This window comes from Clostridioides sp. LIBA-7602 (assembly GCF_056688945.1).
Genome location: NZ_CP196991.1, coordinates 978620 through 1003542 on the forward strand (window position 1 = coordinate 978620; position 24923 = coordinate 1003542).

The following is a 24923-nucleotide window of genomic DNA, read 5'->3' on the forward strand; positions in this document are numbered from 1 at the left end:
AGAAAAAATAAAAAAAGGAGAATTTTAAATGATATCACCTATTATTTTGAGTTCTATGCATCAAGGTTTAAAAGAAATAGAAAGGAATGAATTGCTTGATACTAATAGAGAATCTAAGGCATATGGTTTAACCCTTTCAGAATCTGATGTAAAAGATATAATAACTTCAAGAAATTATACTTTAAAGGGGTATGGCAGGATAGAGTTGGATATAAAAGTTACAAAACAATTGATAGAATATATATATACATCACAGTTTACAAATATGGATGATTATTTAGAAACTATTAATGATATGCAAGAACTTTTTTATTATTTAAAAAATGAAACGGATGATAAGATATGTGATGATGAGATTATAGAAATGCTAGATGAACTTTATGAAAAATTTTCAGGAAATCTCGATAATGTAAGAGGAGAAGCAGATGAATTCGCAAAGAAGTTTAAGTTTGGAGAAGTTTAATATATGATAGGAGAGAGTAGCTATGTCAAATAATCTAAGCAATATTAATATAAATGAAAAAAATTTAATAAAAAATCAATATTCAATATCTTTGCTCAAGGAATGTCTAGACTGTAAAGTAATAGATGAAAGAGAAGTATATAGCATACAGCAAGAAATATCTCTAATACTCATAGATTTAATTAAAAAATATACAAATGGTCAAAGTACATCAGTAAGGACAGAAGTTGCTGAAAAGTTGTTGATTTCATTATGGTATGCTATTGATGCATATATAAATAAGCTAGAAAATTTAGAAAAGAGAGTTGTAGAGCTGACTGCTAAAAATATAAAAAACATGTATCTAGAAGGTATTAAAATATTAGAAAATGATTTAATTGAGTTAGAGAGTTTTTATAAATTAATGATAAATAGAAAGTTAGATACCAACTCAATAGCCTATAATGATACTTTGGTAGAATTATCAAGCTTCTTTAAAAATTATGTTATAAAATTTGAAGCTTATGACATTCCAGTGAGTATAGATTATCCATTGGCATTAGACGATATGGATGTTCAAGGTATCTATTATGTAAAGAATTATATCGAGAGTATAGACATAGAAAATAGGTTTTGTAATTTATTTAAGAAGAAAGATAGAGAAAAATTATTTTATGATTATGGAGTGACTTATAAAATAGATTGTGATGTCATACTTATAAATTTATTTGAACTTATTATAAATAATTGTATTTTTTCTACGATTTTAGGAAATGAAGTAACTAATCTAGAAATCTCAGAATATGAATATGAGTTTTTAGAAAAACAGTTTAAAAACATATACAATAATAATGTTGAAGATGAAGTTAGGGATTATGAGGAAAATAATATAGTTGAATTGATTGATGCAGATAATAATTTAAATTATAGTGATTTTGAAGAAGTTAATAGAAAAATTAGAAGAAATAAAAAGATAACCTCATTACTTATGCAAGCAATTGAAGTATTAATAAAAAGATTAAGTATAGAAGATGAAGTAATGATAAGATATATTAAAAGATATGAAAATATATTTATTGAATCTGTGCTGAGTTCAATAAAAAATGATACTTTTAAAAGTATGATAACTGTAAGTAGTAGTGCAAATGAGTCTTTAGAGAATTACATTATTGATGATGAACGTAAACTAGACGATGAATCATTTAGAGAGATATTCAATCAAATATTAGATAGTACATCTATAGTTGAAAAAATAAGAATAATAAAGGAAAATATCAATGCTAAAAAAGATTTTGTTGATATTCTTGAAGCGGAATGTTTATTCGGAGAAGAGTATTTAATGTTGTTTGCATCATTAAGTGAATTAGAATTGGCAATATTGGGTAGTGTTGTATTTTGTGAGGACATAATAATGAAAGAAATTAATTTATTAGAATTTATATTAAATAAGAAAACTGAAACTACATTATGGAAAATGAAATACATTGAATTTATGAAGATACAAAATGAAGAGAAGATACAATCTATAGAAGAATATATGAATCAAATTAATTAACAAAAAATTATGAATAAATAGAATGTTAGTATATAATATAATCTGTAAAGCATATCAAAAATACATATATCTGGAGGGAATTATGAAAGAGTATATCATAAATAATATTGAAGAAATAAGAGAAGAACTAATAGACTTGTCTAAAAAAATATGGGAAAATCCAGAACTAGCTTTTGAAGAAAAGTATGCAAGTAACATTCAAAAAGAATATCTAAAATCAAAGGGATTTGAAATTGAAGAAGTAGAAAATCTACCTACTGGATTTATAGCAAGTTTTGGAGAAGGTAAGCCAGTGATTGGAATACTTGGAGAATATGATGCTTTACCAGAGTTGTCACAATCTGTAAGTACAGAAAAAAAGCCATTGGTAGAAGGTGAAGCAGGTCATGGATGTGGGCATAATCTGCTAGGTGTAGCAGGTGTAGGAGCGGTTGTTTCTATAAAAAAATTAATAGAAGAAAATAAGTTTAATGGAACAATAAAATATTTTGGTTGTCCTGCTGAAGAAGAAGGTGGGGGAAAGACCTATATGTGTGTAAATGGATGTTTTGATGACGTAGATTGTGCATTTACATGGCATCCTTTTGATATAAACGCACCTTGGAGAGGAGGAAGTCTAGCAAACTTATCTATAAAGTTCAAGTTTAAAGGAATAACAGCACATGCAGCTCAAGCTCCACATAATGGTAGAAGTGCACTCGATGCTGTTGAAATTATGAATGTTGGAGCAAATTATTTAAGAGAACATGTTATTGATTCTATAAGAATGCACTATGTTATAACTAATGGTGGTGGAAGACCTAATGTAGTCCCTGGTTTTGCTGAGAGCTGGTATTTTATTAGAGGGAAAAAAGCAAAGGATGCAGAGCATGTTCTTGATAGATTGATAAAAGTGGCACAGGGAGCAGCAATGATGACAGAAACTGAGATGGAGTATACTGTTACAGATGGAATATATGATTATATACCAAATCAATGTTTGACTGATTTGGTTTACAATAATATGGTTTTTGTTGGTTGCCCTAAAGCTACTCCTGAAGAAGAAGAATTTGCTAAAAAACTATGTGAAACTCTTACTAGAGAAGAAAGACTAGGTGTAGCAACATCATTACAAAATGATAAATCTATCGTAGAAAGTTATATACATCAGGAGATAGTTGATGGAGACCAAGATAAAGGACTAGCTGGCTCTACTGATGTTGGAGATGTAAGTTATGTTATACCAGTGGCTCAATTTGCAATGGCGGCATGGCCTGTTGGAATTGCAAGTCATACATGGCAGTCATGTTCATCAGCAGGTTCAAGCATGGGATTTTCTGCTATGATAAATTCAGCTAAAGTGTTGGCTTGTAGTGCTTATGATGTATTTATGAATACTGAAATTATTAATGAAGCAAAAACTGAATTTGACAAATCATTAGATGGACAAAAATTTAAACCATTGGTATAATCTTGGTAATAAAATATTTCTGGGGGGAATAACTATGAGAGAAAAGGTTGAAAAAGTACTTGAAGAAAAGATAAAACCAGTATTACAAAGAGATGGTGGAGATGTAGAACTTATAGATGTAAATGAAAATGGCGTAGTTTTAGTTAGATTACAAGGTGCATGTAGTGGATGCCCAGGAGCAACTATGACAATAAAAGCCATTATTGAAAATGTTTTAGTGAGTGAAGTTCCAGGAGTAACTCAAGTATTAGGTGTTTAATAAATAGATTTTATAGATAAATATATATAAATCAATTTAAGAAATTATTTAAAATATAATATATAAAAAGTGTGTAAGTGTATATTTACTTTCTTACACACTTTATTTTATATATTTTACTACATATCTATTATCCAGCCATGCCAATAAACATACCTATAAAGTATGGAATTAGCCATATAGTCCATACAACTATACTAAATTTATGGAAGAATTTTTTCTTATCTTCATCATCTTTATATAGGACAAAGGTAGCCCAACCTGCATGAAAAAGCATAAGTACGATTGCAAGAAGACCTGTTATACTATGAAGGTTTTGAGATAAAGCGGATTTTACATAAAATGTATTGCTTTTAGCTATGTTACTCATTGTAAATGTTCCTAAAGTATCAAATATCAAACCAAGCCAAAATATGATTACATGCTTCTTTTTTAAAATTTTAGCTTTCCTTTCTCCAAATACACCTATAGTGTAAAAAATTAAAGCTGATGTTATAAATACTATTGCAAGTATTAATTTAGAATTCATAATTATCTCTCCTTTATTTTTGCTAATATATTTCTAAGATTTTTTACTAAGTCATTTAATTCTTGTTCATCACAGTTTTTAAAGATATCATCAAAACTTTCCTGCATTTTAGTTTTAAAACTTGTGGCAAATTCAAGTCCTGATGTTGTAAATTTAACATATGTATTTCTTTTATCTTCAGATTTCTTGAATTTTTCTATATATCCAATCTGTTCTAATCTGCTGATTATACCTGAAACTGTACCCTTAGCTAGAGACATTTCATCACATAATTGTGATATTGTAAGCTCTTGATTATGAGCTATTAGTTTTATAACTATAATCTGTTGATGTGTCAATCCATTCTCTTTAAAATTTTCTTCTACTGTGTACATAGTTTTAGAATAGAGTTCTTTTAAAAGCATAGCTATTCTAAAACAATCATAATTAGTCTTCAATAAAATCACCTCTTAAATAGTTTGCGTAGAAACTAATATAATATAATTTATCAATATAGTCAACCTAAAAATTAATAATTTTATACTAAATAGTGGAAAATGCTGTATAAAAATTTTATTTTAGGTATAAATAAAATAATTTGATGAAATTTTAACAATTTTTAAAAAGTTTGTTTACACAGTGAATAAATGATGCTAAAATTAACTCATAGATAAATAGTGAAAATTTAATTATTTAATGATAATGAAACCACGAAGGTTTTAACGTTACTTTACGTTTGCTTTTATGTGGTTTTTTTTATTGCAACAAAGGGGGAATTGGGGTTTGTTAAAGGATGTACTGAAAAAGTTGTTGCAGTTTATTTTAGTAATGTTTTTATTATCGTTTGTTGTTTTTTATATGGCAAGACTTGCTCCAGGAGACCCATTAATCTCTTACTATGGAGATGGGGTAGAAAGAATGAGTACTCAAGAAAAAGAAAATGCCATGAGAAAACTCGGTTTGGACGAACCAATATACAGTCAATATGTAAAATGGATTTCAAATGCATCAAAAGGGGAATTTGGAATTTCATTTAAATATAAACAAAATGTTACTTCTGTTATAAATGATGTCTATATAAATACTATAATATTAGGTGGTTCAGGGTATATACTTACCTTTATACTAGCTTTATTGTTAGGAATATTTTGTACACTACATGAAGATAAGCTCATTGATAGAATTATATGTAAACTAGGAACGATAACCAACTGTATTCCATCATTTTGGGTTGCTTTGGTACTTATACTCATATTCAGTATAAACCTAAACATACTTCCAAGCAGTGGTGCTTATGCAATGGGAGAGGAGACCAGCATATTAAGTAGGATATCGCATTTAATCTTACCTCTTACAGTACTTATACTGAGTCACTTATGGTATTACACATATATGATAAGAAATAAATTGCTAGAAGAGATAAGAGAAGATTATGTACTGTTATGTAAAGCAAAAGGTTTAAATAATAGAACCATTGTTTTTAAGCATTGCCTGAGAAATATAATGCCATCATATATCAGTATAATGGCCATTTCAATACCTCACATATTGGGAGGAACTTATGTAGTTGAAAAAGTTTTTTCTTACCCAGGGTTAGGAACTCTTTGTTTTGAAAGTGCAAAGTATCATGATTATAATATGTTATTAGTTTTATGCTTAATAACAGGGGCTTTAGTAGTATTTGGTAATATGCTAGCTCAAATTATAAACAATAAAATAGACCCTAGAATGAAATATGATAGAGGTGATACTAATGAAGCCACAATGTAGTGATTTTGAAATTGTAGGAGAAAATTATATTTTAGTAGCAGAAGAGAAACATGTAGAAACAAAGAAAACCTTATTAAACAAAATTAAAGAATTACCATATATATCAATTATTATTTTATCAATTATTATTATTGGAAGTGTGTTTTCATCTTTCATAATGACACATGAACCAACCTACATGGATTTAGTAAGCTCTAATTTAGCTCCAAATAAAACTTTTTTATTTGGAACAGATTCAATGGGTAGAGATATATATTCTATGATATGGTATGGAGGAAAAATATCTTTATTTATAGGATTATTTTCTACTGTAATATCAACTTGTATAGGAGTTATTTATGGAAGTATAAGTGGCTCAGCATCTGAACTTGTAGATGATGCAATGATGAGATTTACAGAAATCATCCTTAGTATACCTTCAATATTAATCATAATATTTGTACAAGCTATACTTGGAAATTCGAGTCCAATATCTATGTCTATAGTAATAGGGATAACAAGTTGGATGAACATATCTAAGATTGTAAGAACAGAGGTTAGGCAAATAAGAAATAGCGAATACATATTAGCAGCTAAAAGTATGGGAGGAGGATTCTTCTATACACTAAAGCAACACTTACTTCCAAATTTTGTAGCATCGATAATGTTTATGGTTGTAACAAATATAGGTGCAGCTATTGGGACTGAATCAACACTAAGTTTTTTAGGAATAGGCCTACCAATAGAAATTGTTTCTTGGGGAAGTATGTTATCTTTATCAGAAGAAGCATTACTTTCAAATAGATGGTGGATTATACTGATTCCAGGTATATTTTTAGTTACTACATTGGTGTGTATAACTAATATAGGTAATTATATAAGAAAAAATAATAATAAAAAATCTAGTAATTTATAAATCAGCATTTGAGAACTAAATAAGCAAATACTGAGGTATTTGAAATATCTATTTAAATAAATGGGGTCAAAGCTTTGAAAAATATTTTATAAAAAGCAAAAGGGGGAGCATCATGAAATTAAAGAAGTTAAAAGTTTTAAGTTTAGTAATGATACTTAGTCTAATGGCAGGTTGTTCTAGTGGAGGAGACAAAGATAAAAAAGCAGATACATCTAAAGATGGAAAGGTGCTTGTTTATGGAAGTAATGACTATACAAGTATAAATCCTGCACTATATGAGCATGGGGAGATAAATTCACTAATATTTAATGGATTAACAGCTCATGATGAAAATAATAAAATAGTTCCTTGTTTAGCAAAGGACTGGAAATTTGATGAGGCAACAAATACATATACTTTTAATTTAAGAGATGATGTTAAGTGGCATGATGGAGAGAAATTTACAGCAAATGATGTTAAGTTTACAATAGAAACTATAGTGAAACCAGAGAATGCTTCTGAAATAGCATCAAATTATGAAGATATAACAAAAATTGATGTAGTTAATGATAATACTATAAAAATTACTTTAAAAGCTCCAAATACAGCAATGCTTGATTATCTTACAATAGGAATATTACCAAAACATGTATTAGAAGGTAAGGATATAGCTACTGATGAATTTAATCAAAAACCAATAGGAACTGGGCCATTTAAACTTGAAAAATGGGATAAAGGTCAAAGTATAACTCTTGTTAAAAATAGTGATTATTTCGTAAAAGAGCCAGGTTTAGATAAAGTAGTATTTAAAATTGTTCCAGATGATAAGGCTAAAGCAATGCAATTAAAATCAGGAGAATTAGACTTAGCTCAAGTAACTCCTAAGGATATGTCTAATTTTGAAAAAGATGAAAAGAACTTTAAAATAAATATAATGAAAACAGCAGACTATAGAGGTATATTATATAATTTTAATTCTAAGTTCTTTAAAGATGAAAAAACTAAAGGATTACCAAATGCTTTAAGCTATGCAATAGATAGAAAAGCAATAGTTGATAGCGTATTATTAGGACATGGTGTGCCAGCATATTCACCTTTACAAATGGGGGAATATAATAATCCTGATATAGAGAAGTTTGAATATAACCCAGAAAAAGCTAAACAAGAAATTGAAAAATTAGGATGGAAATTAGGTTCTGATGGAATTTATGAAAAAGAAGGTACTAAATTAGCTTTTGAAATAACAGCAGGAGAGAGTGACCAAGTTAGAGTTGATATGGCTAAAATATGTGCACAACAGTTAAAAGAAATAGGTGTGGATGCTAAAGCTGTGGTTGTAACTGAAACAGATTGGGCTAATCAAGATGCTCATTTAATAGGTTGGGGAAGTCCATTTGACCCAGATGACCATACATATAAAGTGTTTGGAACAGATAAAGGTTCAAATTACAATGCTTACTCTAATCCTACTATAGATACAATACTTCAAAAAGCAAGAGAAACAGAAAATAAAGATGAAAAGTTAAAGTTATATAAACAATTCCAAGTAGAAATGACTAAAGATATGCCTTATACATTTATTGCTTACATAGATGCAATCTATGTTGGAAAACCAAATATCAAAGGGCTAACACCTGATACAGTTCTAGGTCATCATGGTGTAGGTATATTCTGGAACATAGCTGATTGGACAATTGAATAATAGTTAAATTAATTAGAAACCTTAGGGATAAAAATATATCCCTAAGGTTTGAATAGCATAGGGGTTGATGGTTTTTGGAACATTTATTGGAGGTTAATAATCTATCTGTAAGTTTTAAAGTAGAAGAAGGAGAAGTACAGGCTGTAAGAAATGTATCTTTTAATCTAAAAAAAGGTGAGACATTGGCTATAGTTGGAGAATCTGGTTGTGGTAAATCTGTATTATGTAAGAGCTTAATAAGGATACTCCCATATAATGGATATATTAAAAATGGAGAGATTTTACTTAAATCAAATGATTTAGTTAACAAGTCTGAAAAAGAGATGGAGTCTATCAGAGGAAAGAATATGTCAATGATATTTCAAGACCCTATGACGTCTCTTAATCCAACTATATCAATAGGAAAGCAAATAGCAGAAGCTATAGTGATTCATCAAGGTATAAGTAAAAGTGAAGCTAAAAAAAGAGCTATGGAACTTATTGAATTAGTTGGAATAGATAACCCTGAAAAGAGATTTAAACAATTTCCACATCATTTTTCTGGTGGGATGAGACAACGTATAGTAATAGCTATAGCACTTGCTTGTAATCCAGATGTATTGATTGCTGATGAGCCTACAACAGCCTTAGATGTAACTATACAAGCTCAAATAATTGACTTAATAAAGGATTTACAAGATAAGATAGGTTTATCAATAATATTTATAACTCATGATTTAGGCGTAGTTGCAACTATAGCTGATAGAATAGCAGTCATGTATGCAGGAAAGATTGTAGAAATAGGAACAGTAGAAGATATATTTTACGACCCTAGGCATCCATATACTTGGGGTTTATTAGGCTCATTACCTACTTTAGATTCACAGGATGACTATTTATATAATATACCTGGTATGCCTCCGAATTTATTAAATCCTCCAAAAGGAGATGCGTTTGCAGTAAGGAATAAAAATGCTCTTAAAATAGATTATGAAAAAGAACCGCCGATGTTTAAAATTAATGATACACATAGTGCTGCAACTTGGTTATTGCATCCAGATGCACCTAAAGTAGATACACCAGTTAGAGTAAATTGTGGAAGGGTGATTTCTAATGAATAGAGAAAAAATACTAGAAATAAAAAACTTAAAACAATATTTTCATTTGGATAAAAGTACTACTGTAAAGGCAGTTGATGATATAAGTTTTGATATATATAAAGGTGAGATATTTGGATTAGTAGGAGAGTCAGGTTCAGGAAAATCTACAACTGGCAAAACTATAATAAGGTTACATGAATCTACTGGTGGAGAAGTAATTTATAAAGGAAATTGTATCTCAGACAAAAAAACGTATAAATTTATAAAAAAAGATGTAAATAAAAGTATGCAGATTATTTTCCAAGATTCTACTTCATCATTAAATCCACGTATGACAATTGCAGATATAATTTCAGAACCACTAAAAATTCAAGGTGTCTGTAAAAATAAAACAGAGAGAATGAATAAAGTATATGAGATGTTAAATCTAGTTGGACTTGATAGAAGTTATGCAAATAAATATCCTTCTGATTTTTCAGGTGGGCAAAGACAGCGTATTGGAATAGCACGAGCTCTTTCAGTAGACCCAGAGTTTATAATAGCTGATGAACCTATAGCTTCTTTGGATGTGTCTATACAAGCACAAATTGTAAATTTATTTAAGAAGTTACAACAAGAAAAAAATTTGACTTGTTTATTTATAGCGCATGATTTATCTATGGTGAGACATATTAGTGACCGTATAGGAGTTATGTATAATGGAAAATTAGTAGAATTAGCAAGTTCAAATGAATTATATAATAATCCTATTCATCCGTATACAAAATCTTTGCTTTCTGCAATTCCTATTCCTGACCCTAAGTATGCTAAGGCAAAAAATAGAGTAGAGTACAATTCTAATATATCTAATTGTTCAAATGAGAAGTCATTGAGTTGGATTGAAGTTTCAGAGGGTCACTTTGTATATTCTTCTAAAGCAGACATAAATAAATACCAAGAAAATTTAAAAGTTGTTTAGTATAAGGTTACTCTAAGTAATGGCTGATTATTTTAACTATAAACTAAAAACCTATTTTTGGAAAAATTTTAAAACCATTCCAAAAATAGGTTTTTTTATTTCCATTTTTCAAATATAATAAAATTAAAAACAAGGAAAATATATTATTCATAAAATACCATAAAATTTTTAAAATAGAAATATAGAAAAATGACCAATAATACTAATGTTTCTAAAAGAATTCTATATAGGTAAGCAAAGGAGCATTAAGAAATTGTAGTTAGAATCAGAGAATAAGGTTTATTAAAAATAAATAAAGCGAATATAAAAGTTTTAGCTAATAAAATATTACAAATGTGGAGGGAGGGCGTAATGATATATAAAAAAGATAAAGTAATGGAAGTTTTAAAATCATCATATAGAGAGAATGGAAAAGGTATTACAGCTAATCGATTGTCAGAAAAAACTGGAATAGCAAGAAACAATATAAGTACATATTTAAATCAATTATTCAATCAAGGGATGGTTACAAAGATAAAAGGAAGACCTGTATACTATATCCCTGCAAATGTTAATATTGATAAAGAGGAATCGTTTGATGCACCAAAAGAAATAAAAATAGAAACTAAAATAAAAAAAGATAGTTTTGAAACCTTAATAGGTAGAACACAAAGTTTAAGACCTATAATAGAAAAATGTAAAGTCGCAATGCTCTATCCTACAAATGGACTCCATACCATTATCTATGGAGAAACAGGAGTAGGAAAAAGTATGATTGCTAGGTACATGTATGATTATTCTATAGATAGTGGAATTAGAGGAGAGAAAGCACCCTTTGTAACATTTAACTGTGCAGATTATGCAAATAACCCACAATTACTTATGGGACATATTTTTGGAGTAGAACAAGGTGCCTACACAGGAGCAGAATCTTCAAGAAAGGGACTTTTAGAGATTGCAAATGGAGGGATACTTTTTTTAGATGAAATTCATAGGTTACCAGCAGAAGGGCAAGAAATGTTGTTTACTTTTATAGATAAAGGAACATTTAAAAGACTAGGAGATGCAACTAAGGAAAGAGAGTCTAAGGTGTTAATAATATGCGCTACTACAGAAAATCCAACATCAACATTATTAGACACATTTAATAGAAGAATACCTATGAAAATAGAAATACCTTCATTGAGAAATAGAACTATGATTGAAAGAATAGAATTAGTTAAAAATTTTTTTAAGCAAGAATCAAAAAGTATTTCTATCTCTATAAAAGTACATAGGGAAATAATTAAATCATTACTACTTTATGATTGTAAAAATAATGTAGGTCAACTTCAAAATGATATAAAGTTAGCTGTTGCAAATGGATACTTAAGATATAAAATAAACAATAAAGAGCCAATTTATATAGAGAAAAAATACTTTGATAAGTCGATAAATGAAGTGAATGATGATTATAGAGATAAGTCTATTAAAGCAGATGAAGTTATAACACATGGAATAGAATTTTTTGTATTCACACCATTAGGAGAAGAGGAAATTATTAAATATGATGACATGAATATTATTAATGCAGTAAATTCTAATCTTAATGAATCTGTAGAAATGAATATGGCAGATGCCCAATTATTCAATGATGTTAAGTTTAAAAATATGTGTAAATCAATAAGACAAATTATTAAAGAAGATGAAGAAATAAATATAAATGAATCAATATTTAGGTCAATGGCAATATACATAAAAAATGTATTAGATAAAAGTAATTCTACAAATAACATAGACTTAAATCAAATTAGAAGAAATAATAGAAGTGAATTTAAGACAGCCTTAAAAATAGTTGGAATAATTGAGAATGAATTTGATTTATTTTTATCTATAGAAACTGTGGCATATATTACATTATTTATAGTACAAGCTAAACAAGAGGAACAAAATAAAATAGTGAATAAGCTTAATATTATAGTTGCTATGCATGGAGAAACTACAGCAAGTAGTATGGTTAAAGCAGTTAGTGATATTATTGGAGAATGTAGTGCTATTTCGTTTGATATGAAGTTAGATAAAAGCTATGACAAAGTAATTATAGATTTTAAAAAACTGATTAACAGTATAGACAATAAAGATATACTACTATTTACAGATATGGGTTCATTAAATTCTTTTGATGAAATTATAAAGAAAGAAAAAAAGTGTGATATAAGAGTAATTCCTATGGTGACCACATTAACTGTGTTAGAAGCAGTTCAAAAAGCTAATATGGGACTAGCTTTAAATGATGTATATAATTCTATTGTTAATACAAGAAAGTACTATTTTGGAACTAGTGAAATTCAAGATAAAGAAAATCTGTCTAAAACAATTATTATAGCATCTCATGTTTCAGAAGGTGTAGATAATAAAACAAGAAAAATTCTAGAAGAAAAAATGAATAGGTACTTAGATGGAATAGATATTATATCTATACCATATAAAACAGAAAAAGATTTAAGTTTAAATATTACAAAACTAAAAGAAAGCAGTAATGTTGTAGCATTAATCAATGAACAAAAGATTAATATTAAAGGAATTGACTATATAAGTAAAAAAGATATAGATAAAGATGAAAATATAAATAAATTAAAAAATATTATAAAGATAAGTATTGGTTATGACGATGTAGTTGAAGGACTAAGAACCTCTCTAAAAAGTTCTAATTATAACAGAATATTTAAAGATATAAAATCTGTTTCGGATGAACTATTTTTAATATTTAATGTAGAAAAAAAATATGACAAAGTAATTGGGCTTATGATGCACTTGGCTTTCATGGTAGATGGATTAATTGGAAATACTAGAGTAATTGAAGAACTTGATAGAGAAAAAGCACTTAATTATGAAAAGAATTTAAGTAAGATAAAAAATATATTAGCTCAACTAGATAAAAAATACAACATAGAAATTAATAAAAAGGAATGTTATCAAATATTATTAATATTAGAGTATGTATAAATACTAAAAAAGATTACCAATAAGTATGAAAACTTATTTGGTAGTCTTTTTTAGTCTAAAATGACATTAATATTAGACACATACAAATAAATTTAGACAAAGTATCTGAGTATTGGCAATAAATATGATTGAAATAATCACATTTAAAAGTGTCTAAAAAAACTGGCACAATACTTGCTTTATATATTAATAAATAATATAAAGAATTAAAATTTAAATCAAAAGGAGTAAATAATATGCATGAGAAAATATTAAGAGATAAAAAGGCAAATGACCCATGGGCAAGAATGACTACAAGAAACGGATTTAGTGCAGATGAAATAATATCATCATTTCAAAAGGCCATAAGAAGAAATATGGTAGAAGAAGCATGTGAATTTGCGTATGAGTTATATATATCATCACCAGAATTAGAAGATAAGCTATGGAGAAGAATACTTACAATATCAGTTGAAGATATAGGAATGGGAGACCCATCAGCTATAATAATCATAAATAATTTAAATCAAGTGAGAAAGGAATATTCATATGCAGATGGAGATAGACCTTTATTTTTCATACATGCAATAAGATATCTTTGTGCATGTGAGAAAGATAGGTCAAGTGATTTATTAAAAAATATAATTATAAAAGGATTTGCAATGGGCAAAGTTCCAGAAATTATGGATGTGGCACTAGATAAGCATACATATAGAGGATTAGAAATGGGAAGGGATTCATTCCACTTTTTAAATGAAGCTAGTATAGTAATTCCAGAAAAAGAAGTAGATAATGATTATAAAGAAAGATACTTAAAAATATTAGAAGAATATAAACCAGAAGAAGCTATAGATACAGCCTTTAAATTTAATCACTGGCAGTACTAAGAATTAAAATAATAATTAGAGTATATAAAATAAAAAATAAAAGCGATTAAATATTGCAGGAGGGAATGTATTATGAATATTTTATTAGTATGTGCAAACGGAGCGTCAACAGGAGTACTCGTAGAAAAAATGAAAAGTTTTTGCAGTGAGCATGTAAAGTTAAAAACAAAGACTATAAATATAGATGCAACATCATTTGAAAATTTAAAATCATATATTCAAGTTAATGATATAGATGTAGTTCTTGTAGCACCACAGATTAGATTTAAAGAGGAAGATATAGTTGAAGCTTGCAAAAACCATAAAATAGCAGTTGGTGTAATAGATACTAAACATTATGGTCGTATGGATGCCCCTTCTGTCATGAAGTCGGCAATAGAGTTATATAAAAATAGATAATTAGGGAGAAAATAAACATGGAAGCACTTCAAAATAATTTGAGAAAATTTCTTCTTCCAATAGCACAAAAGATTGAAAGGCAAAGGCATCTTCAAGCTATAAAAGAAGGTATGATAAGCATCACCCCAGTAATAATTGTTGGTTCTTTAAGTATGTTATTTGTAGCACTAAATAATATGTTACCTGAAGGAAGTGCAAAAACTTTATTATCTGAGAATATGGATACATTACTTATTCCCAATAAATTTACTATGAGTTTATTATCTATATACTCAGCATTTTTTATAGCTCAAGCATTAGCTAAAAAATATAATCTTAATCATGTAGAAATAGGGATGACAGCCGTTATAGCACAACTTGTTGTATGCGGACAAGTAGTAGATGGTGCGTTAGATACAAGCTATTTAGACGCTCAAGGTTTATTTGTAAGTATATTAATAGCGCTTTTAGTAGTTGATATTACTAAGTTTATGAATGATAAAAATCTTGTTATTAGATTTCCAAAAGAAGTACCAAGTGTAGTAAATAAAAGTTTTAGAAATTTAACACCAATGATAGTCTGTATAATGTTATTTACAGCAATAGCAGCAATAACTAAAAATGTACTAGGTCAACCCTTACCAGCTATTATAATGAATTTCTTGGCTCCAGCTATAAGTAGTGTAGACAATGTTTTTGCAGTAATTATAATACTTTTCATAACTCAATTACTATGGTTCTTTGGACTTCATGGGGCAGCAATAACTTCAAGTATATGGATGCCAATAGCTGCTACATATATGGCAGAAAATGCAACACTAATAGCAGCAGGAGGAGACCCAAAATATGTATTTACGATAGGGTTTTACTATGGATTCCTACAAGTAACTGGGTCAGGAATAACTTTAGGGCTAGTATATCTTATGTCAAGAAGTAAGAGTAAGAGTTTAAACAGTATGGGAAAAGTTGTACTGTTACCATCATTATTTGGAATAAATGAGCCAGTAATATTTGGAACACCAATAGTTATGAATCCATATATGTTTGTACCATTTGTATTTGGCCCTGTACTAGTTGGAGCACTTAACTTTATGGCTCTAAAATTAGGATTAGTAGGATTGCCTATTGCAGAGCCACCAGGTTTTTTACCTCCAGGAGTTGCAGCATTTTTAATGACATTAGACTGGAAGGCTGTAGTATTAGTATTTGCAAGTATAATACTTATGACCTTGATATATTATCCATTCTTTAAGATAATGGAAAAAGAAGAATTAAACAAAAATGCAGAATTAGCTACGGAATTAAATGACGATAGCTTTGATTTTTAATTAGTCATTAGAAGGAGAAGGATATGATACCTGAAATAGAAGAAAAAGTGTTTAGCATAATATCAGAATCAGGAGATGCTAAAAGTGATGTAATGATGTCTCTTAAAGAAATAAAAAAAGGTGACTATGATAAAGCGAAAAAACTTTTAGAATCAGCATCAGAAAAAATACAAACAGCATCAAAACATCATTTAGAATTACTATCAAATGCTATGGGTAGTGAAGATAGTGGAACTAATTTTTTAGTTGTACACTCTGAAGACCATTATTCAAATGCATTATTTGCTCACTCTTTAGTATCTGAACTTGTAGACATATTTGAAATAATGGACCCAAGAAGTGATGAAAATTAATTTTCATATAGATAGTGCTTGAAGTTTGGCTATAGTTTATTAATTTAAAAAATTTAATAAATGAACTCCCTTTTACTTTAAAGTGCTAGTATTTATAAAGTTATTTATAAATATAGTAAATTTTTAAATAGAAAAGGAGAAATTGTTATGGAGAAGTTTTCAGTAGTAATAGCTGGAGGGGGAAGTACATATACTCCAGAAATCATATTAATGTTGTTAGATAATTTAGATAGGTTACCATTAAGAGCTATTAAATTATATGATAACGATGAAGAAAGACAAAATAAAGTAGCTAAAGCATGTGAAATATTAATAAAAGAAAAAGATTCTACTATAGAATATTTAGCAACAACATCCCCGAAAGAAGCTTATACAGATGTAGACTTTTGTTTAGCTCATATAAGAGTTGGAAAACTTGAAATGAGAGAACTAGATGAAAAAATACCTCTAAAGCATGGGATAGTTGGTCAAGAAACCTGTGGACCAGGTGGAATAGCTTACGGAATGAGGTCTATAGAAGGTGTACTTGAAAACATAGACTATATGGAAAAGTATTCTCCAAACTGTTGGATGTTAAATTACTCTAATCCAGCATCTATAATAGCAGAAGCTGTTAGAAGGTTAAGACCTACTTCTAGAGTAATAAATATCTGTGATATGCCAATAGGTATGGAACATAGTATAGCGAAGATTGCAGGACTTGAATCTAGAAAAGATATGGATATAAGATACTTTGGATTAAATCATTTTGGTTGGTATACTTCAATTAAAGACAAAAAAGGAAATGAACTTTTGCCAAAGTTAGTAGAGCATATAAAAGAGTATGGATTTATAAATGGCGAAGAAGGAATGAAAAATAACAAGAAAGATAGTTGGTTTGAAACTAATTTATTTACTAGAGAAATAGTAAAAACAGATTTAACTACAATACCAAGTAGTTACTTAAAGTACTATCTATTCCCAGATTATGTTGTAAATCATTCTGATGTAAATTACACTCGTGCCAATGAAGTGATTGATGGAAGAGAAAAAGAGGTATTTAGCTCATGTGCATTAATAGAAAAGCAAGGGCATTCTACTGGTAGTGGACTTGAGATAGGAATACATGCAGAGTTTATAGTTGATTTAGCTACAGCTCTAGCTTTTAATACTCATGAACGTATGCTCTTAATAGTTCAAAATAATGGAGCTATAGAAAATATACAATCTGATGCAATGGTTGAGATTCCATGTATAGTTGGCAAAGACGGGTATGAACCATTATCAATAGGAAAAATACCAACATTTCAAAAGGGCTTAATAGAACAACAATTAGCAGTTGAAAAGTTAGTGGTTGATGCTTGGATTGAGAAATCATATAATAAACTATGGCAAGCACTTATGCTATCTAAAACAGTTCCAAGTGCAACAGTAGCAAAAGAACTATTAGATGATTTAATAAAAGCAAATAAAAATTATTGGCCAGAACTTAACTAAGAATAATATATGTTTTTTTAGAATATTTAATTTATAAAGGTGTTAGCTTTAGAAGCTTTCACCTTTATTATTATTTAAAAATTTTACTATTAAAGTAATAACAAATTGCATATTATTTTTATAAAGGTTTCTATAAAATACTTAAAATAATTCTATATTTTGTCTTTAAATATAATAATATTAAAAAATTTACACTTTTAACAGGATTTATGTAAGTGTTTATAGAAATAAATAAATATGTACATAATACATAATTATTTTATAATCCTAAAATATGAGAATGGAGAGATGGCTATGAAGTGGAGAGATTATGCTGATGATGTAAATTTATTTGAGGATTTTGATAAAAGTATCAAGCCTCTAACTGACGAACAAAGAAAGAAAAATATAAACACTTTAATTGCATATTTTTCAAAAGAAGTTCCTTCTAAAATATACAATTTATCAAATGATGAAATTAAGCCTAGAGATATACTTAGAGGACTTTTGAATGTATATCCACCAAAAGAAATTGCTCCAGAAATACTTAGTATGTTACATAATTTATTATTAATTGAATGTGAAGAAAGAGAGTTAGTAGATGTAAATGATATAGAAGAAGTAGAGGAAGGGATTGCCATATGGAGAGGTAATATAACAAATTTAAAAGCAGATGCAATAGTAAATGCTGCAAATAATAAGTTATTAGGGTGTCTACAACCTCTGCATTTATGTGTGGATAACGAGATACATTCATGTGCAGGTCCTAGACTTAGAGAAGATTGTGATAAAATAATAAAAAAACAAGGCCATTTAGAATATACTGGAGACGCTAAAATAACAAGAGGTTATTGTCTACCTTCAAAATTTGTAGTACATACTGTTGGTCCTATTGTATCTGGTGGTCAGCCAAGCAAAGAACAGGAAAAACAACTACTTCATTGTTACAAATCATGCCTAAATACTATAAAAGAAATTGATGAAATAAAAAACATTGTTTTTTGTGGAATTTCTACAGGAGTATTTGGTTATCCAAAAAAAGAAGCAGCTAATCTTGCTGTAAGCAGAGTGAGACTATGGCTAAAAGAAAATCCTGAGAAAAATTTGAAAGTTGTATTTAATGTTTTTACTGAAGAGGAAGAAGAAAAATACAGAAGAATATTTAAATAATATTATATAATAAAATTCTAAGAATATTTATTACATAATATAATAGTTTATTAAAATTAAATAAAGTTTGTAAATTTAGTATGTTAATAGGTATAATAGAAATGATAAGAGTAGTATAAGTAGTTATTCTATTACTTAAAAAATATAATATAGGAAAATTGTATGGTAAATAAAGATGAAAAATAATTTTAAAAATTATGTTAGTTTAAGGAGTAAGATTATAATTATATCAGTTGTATTTCTGTTAATTCTATTAATTGTATCTTATATATTTGGTAAATTAGTTTATGATAGTTCAGTTGGTTCAGAGCAACTAATAAAAAAAGAAGATGTGATAAAAGTATTTTCTGAGAGAAAAGATAAACCACTAGAGAAATTAAAAAACTATAAGACAGATGAATTAATGATACAGAGTTCTAATAATTACAAACTTGAAAGTATTTTTATAACTTCAAATATAAAGACAAAAGATACTATTATACTTGTTCATGGAATAGGAAGTTGTCACTATGAAATGCTAAAGGTAGCATATGGATACTTAGATAAAGGTTATAATGTATTAATCTACAATCAAAGAAATACTGGTAATAGTGGAGGCGATAATTATACATTTGGACTTTATGAAAGGTATGATTTAGATAGTTTAGTTAAATTTGTAAAAAATAAATTTCCAGAGGGAAGACTAGGAATACATGGGTTTTCTATGGGGGCAGGAACAGCTGCTATGCATACAGAGATAAACCTTAGAAATAGAGAAGTTGATTTTTATATACTGGATTCTCCTTATTCTGAAATGAGAGAAGCGATTAGAATGGGGGTAATAGAAAAGCGCATACCAAAGGTATTAGTCAACTATGTAATAACATGTGGAGATTTATATAATAAGTTCAAATCTGGATTTTGGTACAGTGATGTAAGACCAGATGAGGCAGTTAAAAAGTCTAATGCTCCTATACTATTTATACATGGAACAAATGATAATGTCTGTGATTATCAAAACAGCCAAAAAATGTATAATTTAGTTAAACACGATAAAAAAGAGATATGGCTTATAGAAGGTGTTGGTCATGTTGATGGATATGAGCATGATAAAACGGTATATTTCAATAAAATCTTTAAATTTATAGATAGTAATGTTGTTAATGATAAAAATTAGTTGTATATTAATAGCTTATTTATTTTGGTATTTAGCAAAAATAGATAAGCTATTTTTATGTTTAAATATAAATAATATTTAGTAATGTGAATTAATTTCTAGTAAAAATGAAAATAACTACCAATTAAATTCATTTATACCTCAAATGAAAGAGTTAGTATTATATTACAATAAAAACTAAAGAAAAGAGAGGTAATATATATGAAAAACAAAAATAATAAAGAAATGTTGAATATGAAGGTATTAAGAGTTTTAGGATTACTATTAATACTTTTTGATTATACAGGAGATACTTTAAATTTTTATAATTTCTTTGCTAAACCGTTGGTATCAGGGAGTTTATATCAGGTAGGGGGTGCTGATTATATTGTATTTTTATTATTTATTGTAGAATGTATATACCTAGTTGGAAGATATATCTTAAAAGTTAAAATAAATTGGTGTAAAGTTACTGAAAATGAAAAGGATACCTTTATAAATAGCTTATTAGTTGAAAAAATACAAGAAGAAAGCAACATTGTATATAATGTATTAAATTCATACATATTGCCACATATATATAACCAAGGAAGAGTGTTGCTTGTTAGAGTACATCATATGTTAATCTATGTTAAGGAAAAGTACTATTATGTAAATATCTATTAATATAATAGTACTATAAAATTTACTATATTGAAATTTGTATTAGGTGTTAAAATAAATAAGGTGAATATTTTCAAAAATACACCAAAATCGCAATTTATTTTGTCCTCGAGTTATAAATTTTGCAAAAAATTATAAATCTTATAAAATAGATTGCGATTTTAATTCTATACTTCTGCTATGATTTTACCTGTATCAGTTAAATCATATCCACCAAGACCTTGAAGTTCAGCCTTAAACTCAGCTGAGTTTATTATGTTAATTATAGTTTGGTAGACTGGATTTTGTAAGTCTTCTTTTTTAATAACTAAATCATAACGTTCCTTGTGAAGAGGAATAAAGTCAATATTATTTACTTGTAACGCTGCTTTTTCATTCCCTAAACCAACATCAGCTATTCCACGAGAAACAGTACTTGCAACTCCAAGATGTGATAACTCTTCATTGTCATAACCCTTTATATGGTTACCATTAAAATTTAGAAGTCTAAGCTTACCATCAAGTAGAACCCTAGTACCAGCCCCCTTTTCTCTGTTGACAAGAGTTATGTTTGGTCTAGTTAAATCCTCCCAAGTTTTTATTTCTTTAGGATTGCCTTTAGCAACATAAAAACCTTGCATTCTATAAGCCAAATTTATAAGTACACATGGGATTCCTGGTAATAGTTTTTTAACAAAAGTGCTATTATATTCATCTGTTTCAAAATCCCATAGATGAGATGATGCTATAGAAACTCTACCATTATATAATTCATATAAAGCATTATAACTACCTATATAAGAGCGAAATGTATTTACTCCATCTAATTTTTTTTCAACAGACCTAGCTAAAATATCTAATATTACATCTTGACCAGAAATAATAACTTTAAAATTATTATTTATAGACATATTTTTATTGTTAAAATGTGTATCTTTTATTTTACCAGTCTTTTGACTGTTGATATATTCTTCAACATCTTTAATATCAACTCTTATTTTTTTTCCTACTTTATAAGAAGGAAGTTCACCTCTTTTGATTAATTCATATACAGTATTTTTTGTTATCTTTAATAATTCAGCTACCTCAACAGGCGTCAAAGATGATAATGAGTCCATAATACACCTCCATATAAGGTTATTTTAACATTAAAAAAAGAAAAATGTAGGAAAATATTTAAAAGTAATATAAATAATTTACTTGAAAATTTATTAGTAGGTATATATAATTAAGTTATACGTAACAAAACATGATAAAACATGATAAAACATATTAAAATGTGTATTAAATTTACAAAAAGGGAGATTGGTATGAAAAAAATATTGGGAATATTAGGGCTAGTTGCATGTTTAACTTTGGGGACAGTTGGATGCAATAATAATGAAAGCAAGAAAGATGATGAAAGACAAGAAAAAACAAATAAAAGTAGTGATGCAGTAGAGTTAAACATATCGGCTGCTGCAAGTTTAAAAGAAGCAATGGCAAAGCTTGAAGAAGAATACAAAAAAGTTGATTCAAATGTAAAACTTACAGTTAATTATGGAGCATCAGGTTCATTACAACAACAGATAGAACAAGGAGCACCATGTGATTTATTCATTTCAGCAGGTCAAAAACAAATGAAAGCTTTGGATGAAGAAAAGCTACTGGTTTCTGATACTATGAAAGACTTAGTAAAAAATGATTTAGTTCTTATTTCTTCTACTGATAGTGATGTGTCTAGTATGAAAGATTTGACATCGGATAAAGTAAAGAAAATTGCTGTTGGTGAAGCTGAAAGTGTTCCAGCAGGGAAATATGCAGATGAAGTATTAACTAATTTAGATTTAAAAGATAAATTAAAAGACAAGTTAGTATTTGCAAAGGATGTAAAAGAAGTTCTAGCATGGGTGCAATCAGGAAATGCTGATGTTGGATTCGTTTACTTTAGTGATACTGTTAATAATGATAAGATAAAAGTGGTTGAAAAAACAGATGAAAAAACTCATTCACCTATTACATATCCAGTTTCAGTAATTAAAGCTAGTAAAAATGTAGATGCTGCTAAGAAATTTGAAGAGTTTTTGTTAAGTGATGCAGGTCAAAAGATTTTTGAAGAATTTGGGTACAAAAAAGTAGAATAAGTTTACAAATAAGTTATGTATATTTAAGTATAAATTATATATAAATAAATGAAAATTGAAAATAATTGTATATTATAATAAAATGGAAATAGTGAAATTAATAGACATATTAATTTCACTATTTCCATTTAAGATTAAGGAGGGAAAGATGGGAACAGATTGGTCACCTTTATGGATATCACTTAAGACATCTTTTTTGTCAACAGTGATAACTTTTATAATAGGAATATTTGTGTCATATATTATGGCTAACTATAGAGGTAAATGGAAAGGTCTTATAGATGGGGTATTTACACTTCCATTAATTTTGCCACCAACAGTTGTAGGATTCTTTTTATTATTGTTATGTGGTAAAAATGGGTTTGTAGGTAAGTTTTTATTAAACTTTGATAAGACCTTGATATTTAGTTGGACAGCAACTGTAATTTCAGCAGTAGTGGTGTCTTTTCCTATGATGTATAGAACTTCAAGGTCGGCATTTGAGCAGATTGACAATAATATGTTGTCAGCTGCTAGGACGTTAGGTCTTAATGAATGGAACATATTTTTTAAGATTGCAGTTCCATTAGCATGGCCTGGAATAATTGGTGGATTGGTGCTGTCATTTGCTAGAGCTCTTGGAGAATTTGGTGCTACACTTATGATAGCTGGAAATATACCTGGAAAAACTCAAACTATGCCAATAGCTATATTTTTTGCAGTTGAGGGCGGAGATATGAATAAGGCTATGATGTGGGTTATGATTATTGTAGCAATATCCATAGCGATGATTTTATTATTAAATTATTGGTCTGAATTTCAGCAGAAAATTATAGGAAAGAGGTGTAGATAATTGAGCTTATATGTAGATATTGAAAAAGATTTATCCTCTTTTAAATTAAAGGTAAAAATTGAACAAGAAAAAGGAATTTTAGGTTTTCTAGGAGAATCTGGTTCTGGAAAAAGTATGACATTAAAATGTATAGCAGGGCTTGAGAAACCAACAAAAGGTAAGATTGTATTAAACGATATAGTATTGTTTGATTCTGAAAAAAAGATAAATTTGTCAACACAAGAGAGAAAAGTCGGCTTTCTATTTCAAAACTATGCTTTATTTCCACATATGACTGTAAGCCAAAATATTGAGCTTGGGCTTTTAAAACTGAGTAAGAGTGAAAAAAAAGAAATAGTAGAAAGATACCTGGACATACTTAAATTAAATGGATTTGAGGGGAGATATCCTTGGCAATTATCTGGTGGTCAACAACAAAGAGTGGCACTAGCTAGAGCATTAGCTACATCTCCAAATATATTACTTCTAGATGAGCCTTTTTCAGCACTAGACCATCATTTAAGAAGTAACATGGAAAAAGAACTTATGAATATGCTAAAAGACTACAAAGGAGATATATTATTTGTTACTCATGATATTGAGGAAGCTTATAGAGTTTGTGATGATATTATGGTATATAACAAAGGAGAAGGTCTTCCCAAAAGACCTAAAAAAGAATTGTTTGAATCTCCAAAGTATCTTATGGAAGCAAAGATAACAGGATGTAAAAATATATCTAAATTAAATAGGATAGATAAAAATACTGTTTATGCTACAGATTGGGGATGTGAGTTGACATTAAATAGAGTAATAGGTGATAATATAGAATATGTGGGAATCAGAGAGCATCATATTAATGTCTTGGATTCTAATGAAGATTTAAGTGGAAAGCTATGTTTTGAGTTGATTAACATTATAGAAAATCCATTTACATATACTATATACGTTAGAAAACACGATTTATCTAACCAGTGTATGCCTATTCAAATAGAATTAGAAAAGAGTAAAATGAGATTTAAGAAGGGAGACAGCATTTATTTAGATTTTCCACAGGAATATTTATTTTGCTTTAGATACAATTATAACGAAAAGGAGTAAATT

The 24923-nt window shown here is 28.3% G+C and carries 24 protein-coding genes; 21 read left to right on the forward strand and 3 right to left on the reverse strand.

Features of this window, described 5'->3' with window-relative positions; all coding sequences use genetic code 11:
• The first annotated feature begins 28 nt into the window (after positions 1-28).
• The 4 genes from ACTG45_RS04815 to ACTG45_RS04830 all read left to right on the forward strand — a co-directional run bounded on the left by ACTG45_RS04815 (position 29) and on the right by ACTG45_RS04830 (position 3706).
• A complete protein-coding gene (locus ACTG45_RS04815) occupies positions 29-463 on the forward strand; it encodes a DUF6323 family protein (protein ID WP_021383637.1) in 435 nt (144 codons plus the stop codon).
• 22 nt (positions 464-485) lie between these two features.
• Positions 486-1997, forward strand: coding sequence for a DUF6179 domain-containing protein (locus ACTG45_RS04820; protein WP_479919935.1), 1512 nt, complete (start codon positions 486-488; stop codon positions 1995-1997).
• Positions 1998-2079: 82 nt separating this feature from the next.
• Positions 2080-3447, forward strand: a complete 1368-nt coding sequence (locus tag ACTG45_RS04825) for a M20 family metallopeptidase (RefSeq protein WP_479919936.1) — start codon at positions 2080-2082, stop codon at positions 3445-3447.
• A gap of 34 nt (positions 3448-3481) precedes the next feature.
• Positions 3482-3706 carry a NifU family protein gene (locus ACTG45_RS04830; protein WP_009888660.1) on the forward strand — a complete coding sequence of 75 codons (225 nt, stop codon included), beginning with the start codon at positions 3482-3484 and terminating at the stop codon, positions 3704-3706.
• A 130-nt stretch (positions 3707-3836) separates the two neighbouring features.
• On the opposite strand, the gene ACTG45_RS04835 is transcribed toward ACTG45_RS04830, so the two are convergent.
• Together ACTG45_RS04835 and ACTG45_RS04840 are read right to left on the reverse strand one after the other, a co-directional pair.
• Complete coding sequence (locus ACTG45_RS04835; RefSeq protein WP_021383588.1) at positions 3837-4235, reverse strand: HsmA family protein; 399 nt, start codon at positions 4233-4235, stop codon at positions 3837-3839.
• Between the two features lie 2 nt (positions 4236-4237).
• Entirely contained in the window at positions 4238-4672 is a 435-nt protein-coding gene (locus ACTG45_RS04840) for a MarR family winged helix-turn-helix transcriptional regulator (RefSeq protein WP_479919937.1), read from the reverse strand.
• Positions 4673-4997: 325 nt separating this feature from the next.
• On the opposite strand from ACTG45_RS04840, the gene ACTG45_RS04845 reads away from it, so the two are divergent.
• The 14 genes from ACTG45_RS04845 to ACTG45_RS04910 all read left to right on the forward strand — a co-directional run bounded on the left by ACTG45_RS04845 (position 4998) and on the right by ACTG45_RS04910 (position 20912).
• A complete protein-coding gene (locus tag ACTG45_RS04845; RefSeq protein ID WP_479919938.1) occupies positions 4998-5984 on the forward strand; it encodes an ABC transporter permease in 987 nt (328 codons plus the stop codon).
• On the forward strand, positions 5968-6879 hold the full coding sequence (locus tag ACTG45_RS04850; RefSeq protein WP_021383569.1) for an ABC transporter permease: 912 nt from the start codon (positions 5968-5970) through the stop codon (positions 6877-6879). Before ACTG45_RS04845 ends, ACTG45_RS04850 begins: the two co-directional genes overlap by 17 nt.
• Before the next feature lie 112 nt (positions 6880-6991).
• Positions 6992-8560 carry an ABC transporter substrate-binding protein gene (locus ACTG45_RS04855; RefSeq protein ID WP_021383674.1) on the forward strand — a complete coding sequence of 523 codons (1569 nt, stop codon included), beginning with the start codon at positions 6992-6994 and terminating at the stop codon, positions 8558-8560.
• 74 nt (positions 8561-8634) lie between these two features.
• Positions 8635-9660: an ABC transporter ATP-binding protein gene (locus ACTG45_RS04860; protein ID WP_021383619.1), complete on the forward strand. Its 1026-nt coding sequence runs from the start codon at positions 8635-8637 to the stop codon at positions 9658-9660.
• Positions 9653-10597, forward strand: a complete 945-nt coding sequence (locus tag ACTG45_RS04865) for an ABC transporter ATP-binding protein (RefSeq protein WP_479919939.1) — start codon at positions 9653-9655, stop codon at positions 10595-10597. Before ACTG45_RS04860 ends, ACTG45_RS04865 begins: the two co-directional genes overlap by 8 nt.
• A gap of 351 nt (positions 10598-10948) precedes the next feature.
• Entirely contained in the window at positions 10949-13561 is a 2613-nt protein-coding gene (locus tag ACTG45_RS04870; RefSeq protein WP_021383607.1) for a sigma 54-interacting transcriptional regulator, read from the forward strand.
• Positions 13562-13797: 236 nt separating this feature from the next.
• A complete protein-coding gene (locus ACTG45_RS04875) occupies positions 13798-14427 on the forward strand; it encodes a mgsA AAA+ ATPase (protein WP_021383615.1) in 630 nt (209 codons plus the stop codon).
• 72 nt (positions 14428-14499) lie between these two features.
• Complete coding sequence (locus ACTG45_RS04880; protein ID WP_479919940.1) at positions 14500-14826, forward strand: NAD(P)-dependent oxidoreductase; 327 nt, start codon at positions 14500-14502, stop codon at positions 14824-14826.
• Positions 14827-14843: 17 nt separating this feature from the next.
• Positions 14844-16133, forward strand: coding sequence for a PTS sugar transporter subunit IIC (locus ACTG45_RS04885; RefSeq protein WP_021383625.1), 1290 nt, complete (start codon positions 14844-14846; stop codon positions 16131-16133).
• A 23-nt stretch (positions 16134-16156) separates the two neighbouring features.
• On the forward strand, positions 16157-16486 hold the full coding sequence (locus ACTG45_RS04890; RefSeq protein WP_479919941.1) for a PTS lactose/cellobiose transporter subunit IIA: 330 nt from the start codon (positions 16157-16159) through the stop codon (positions 16484-16486).
• Positions 16487-16633: 147 nt separating this feature from the next.
• On the forward strand, positions 16634-17962 hold the full coding sequence (locus ACTG45_RS04895) for a 6-phospho-alpha-glucosidase (RefSeq protein WP_021383595.1): 1329 nt from the start codon (positions 16634-16636) through the stop codon (positions 17960-17962).
• Positions 17963-18256: 294 nt separating this feature from the next.
• On the forward strand, positions 18257-19111 hold the full coding sequence (locus tag ACTG45_RS04900; protein ID WP_021383563.1) for a protein-ADP-ribose hydrolase: 855 nt from the start codon (positions 18257-18259) through the stop codon (positions 19109-19111).
• Between the two features lie 175 nt (positions 19112-19286).
• Positions 19287-20267, forward strand: coding sequence for an alpha/beta hydrolase (locus tag ACTG45_RS04905; protein WP_479918283.1), 981 nt, complete (start codon positions 19287-19289; stop codon positions 20265-20267).
• Between the two features lie 201 nt (positions 20268-20468).
• Positions 20469-20912 (forward strand): hypothetical protein, encoded by a 444-nt coding sequence (locus ACTG45_RS04910; protein WP_021383644.1) that lies wholly within the window; start codon positions 20469-20471, stop codon positions 20910-20912.
• Positions 20913-21076: 164 nt separating this feature from the next.
• Here ACTG45_RS04910 and ACTG45_RS04915 read toward each other — a convergent pair whose 3' ends face one another.
• Positions 21077-22006 (reverse strand): helix-turn-helix transcriptional regulator, encoded by a 930-nt coding sequence (locus ACTG45_RS04915; protein ID WP_021383601.1) that lies wholly within the window; start codon positions 22004-22006, stop codon positions 21077-21079.
• Between the two features lie 192 nt (positions 22007-22198).
• Between ACTG45_RS04915 and modA the strand changes: the two genes are divergently transcribed.
• From modA to ACTG45_RS04930, 3 genes are all read left to right on the forward strand, one after another.
• Positions 22199-23011, forward strand: a complete 813-nt coding sequence (gene modA / locus ACTG45_RS04920; RefSeq protein WP_479919942.1) for a molybdate ABC transporter substrate-binding protein — start codon at positions 22199-22201, stop codon at positions 23009-23011.
• A 148-nt stretch (positions 23012-23159) separates the two neighbouring features.
• The gene (modB, locus tag ACTG45_RS04925; RefSeq protein WP_021383675.1) at positions 23160-23843 is read left to right on the forward strand and encodes a molybdate ABC transporter permease subunit; all 684 of its coding nucleotides are present in this window, start codon (positions 23160-23162) and stop codon (positions 23841-23843) included.
• On the forward strand, positions 23844-24920 hold the full coding sequence (locus tag ACTG45_RS04930) for a sulfate/molybdate ABC transporter ATP-binding protein (protein WP_021383641.1): 1077 nt from the start codon (positions 23844-23846) through the stop codon (positions 24918-24920).
• Positions 24921-24923 lie beyond the last annotated feature (3 nt).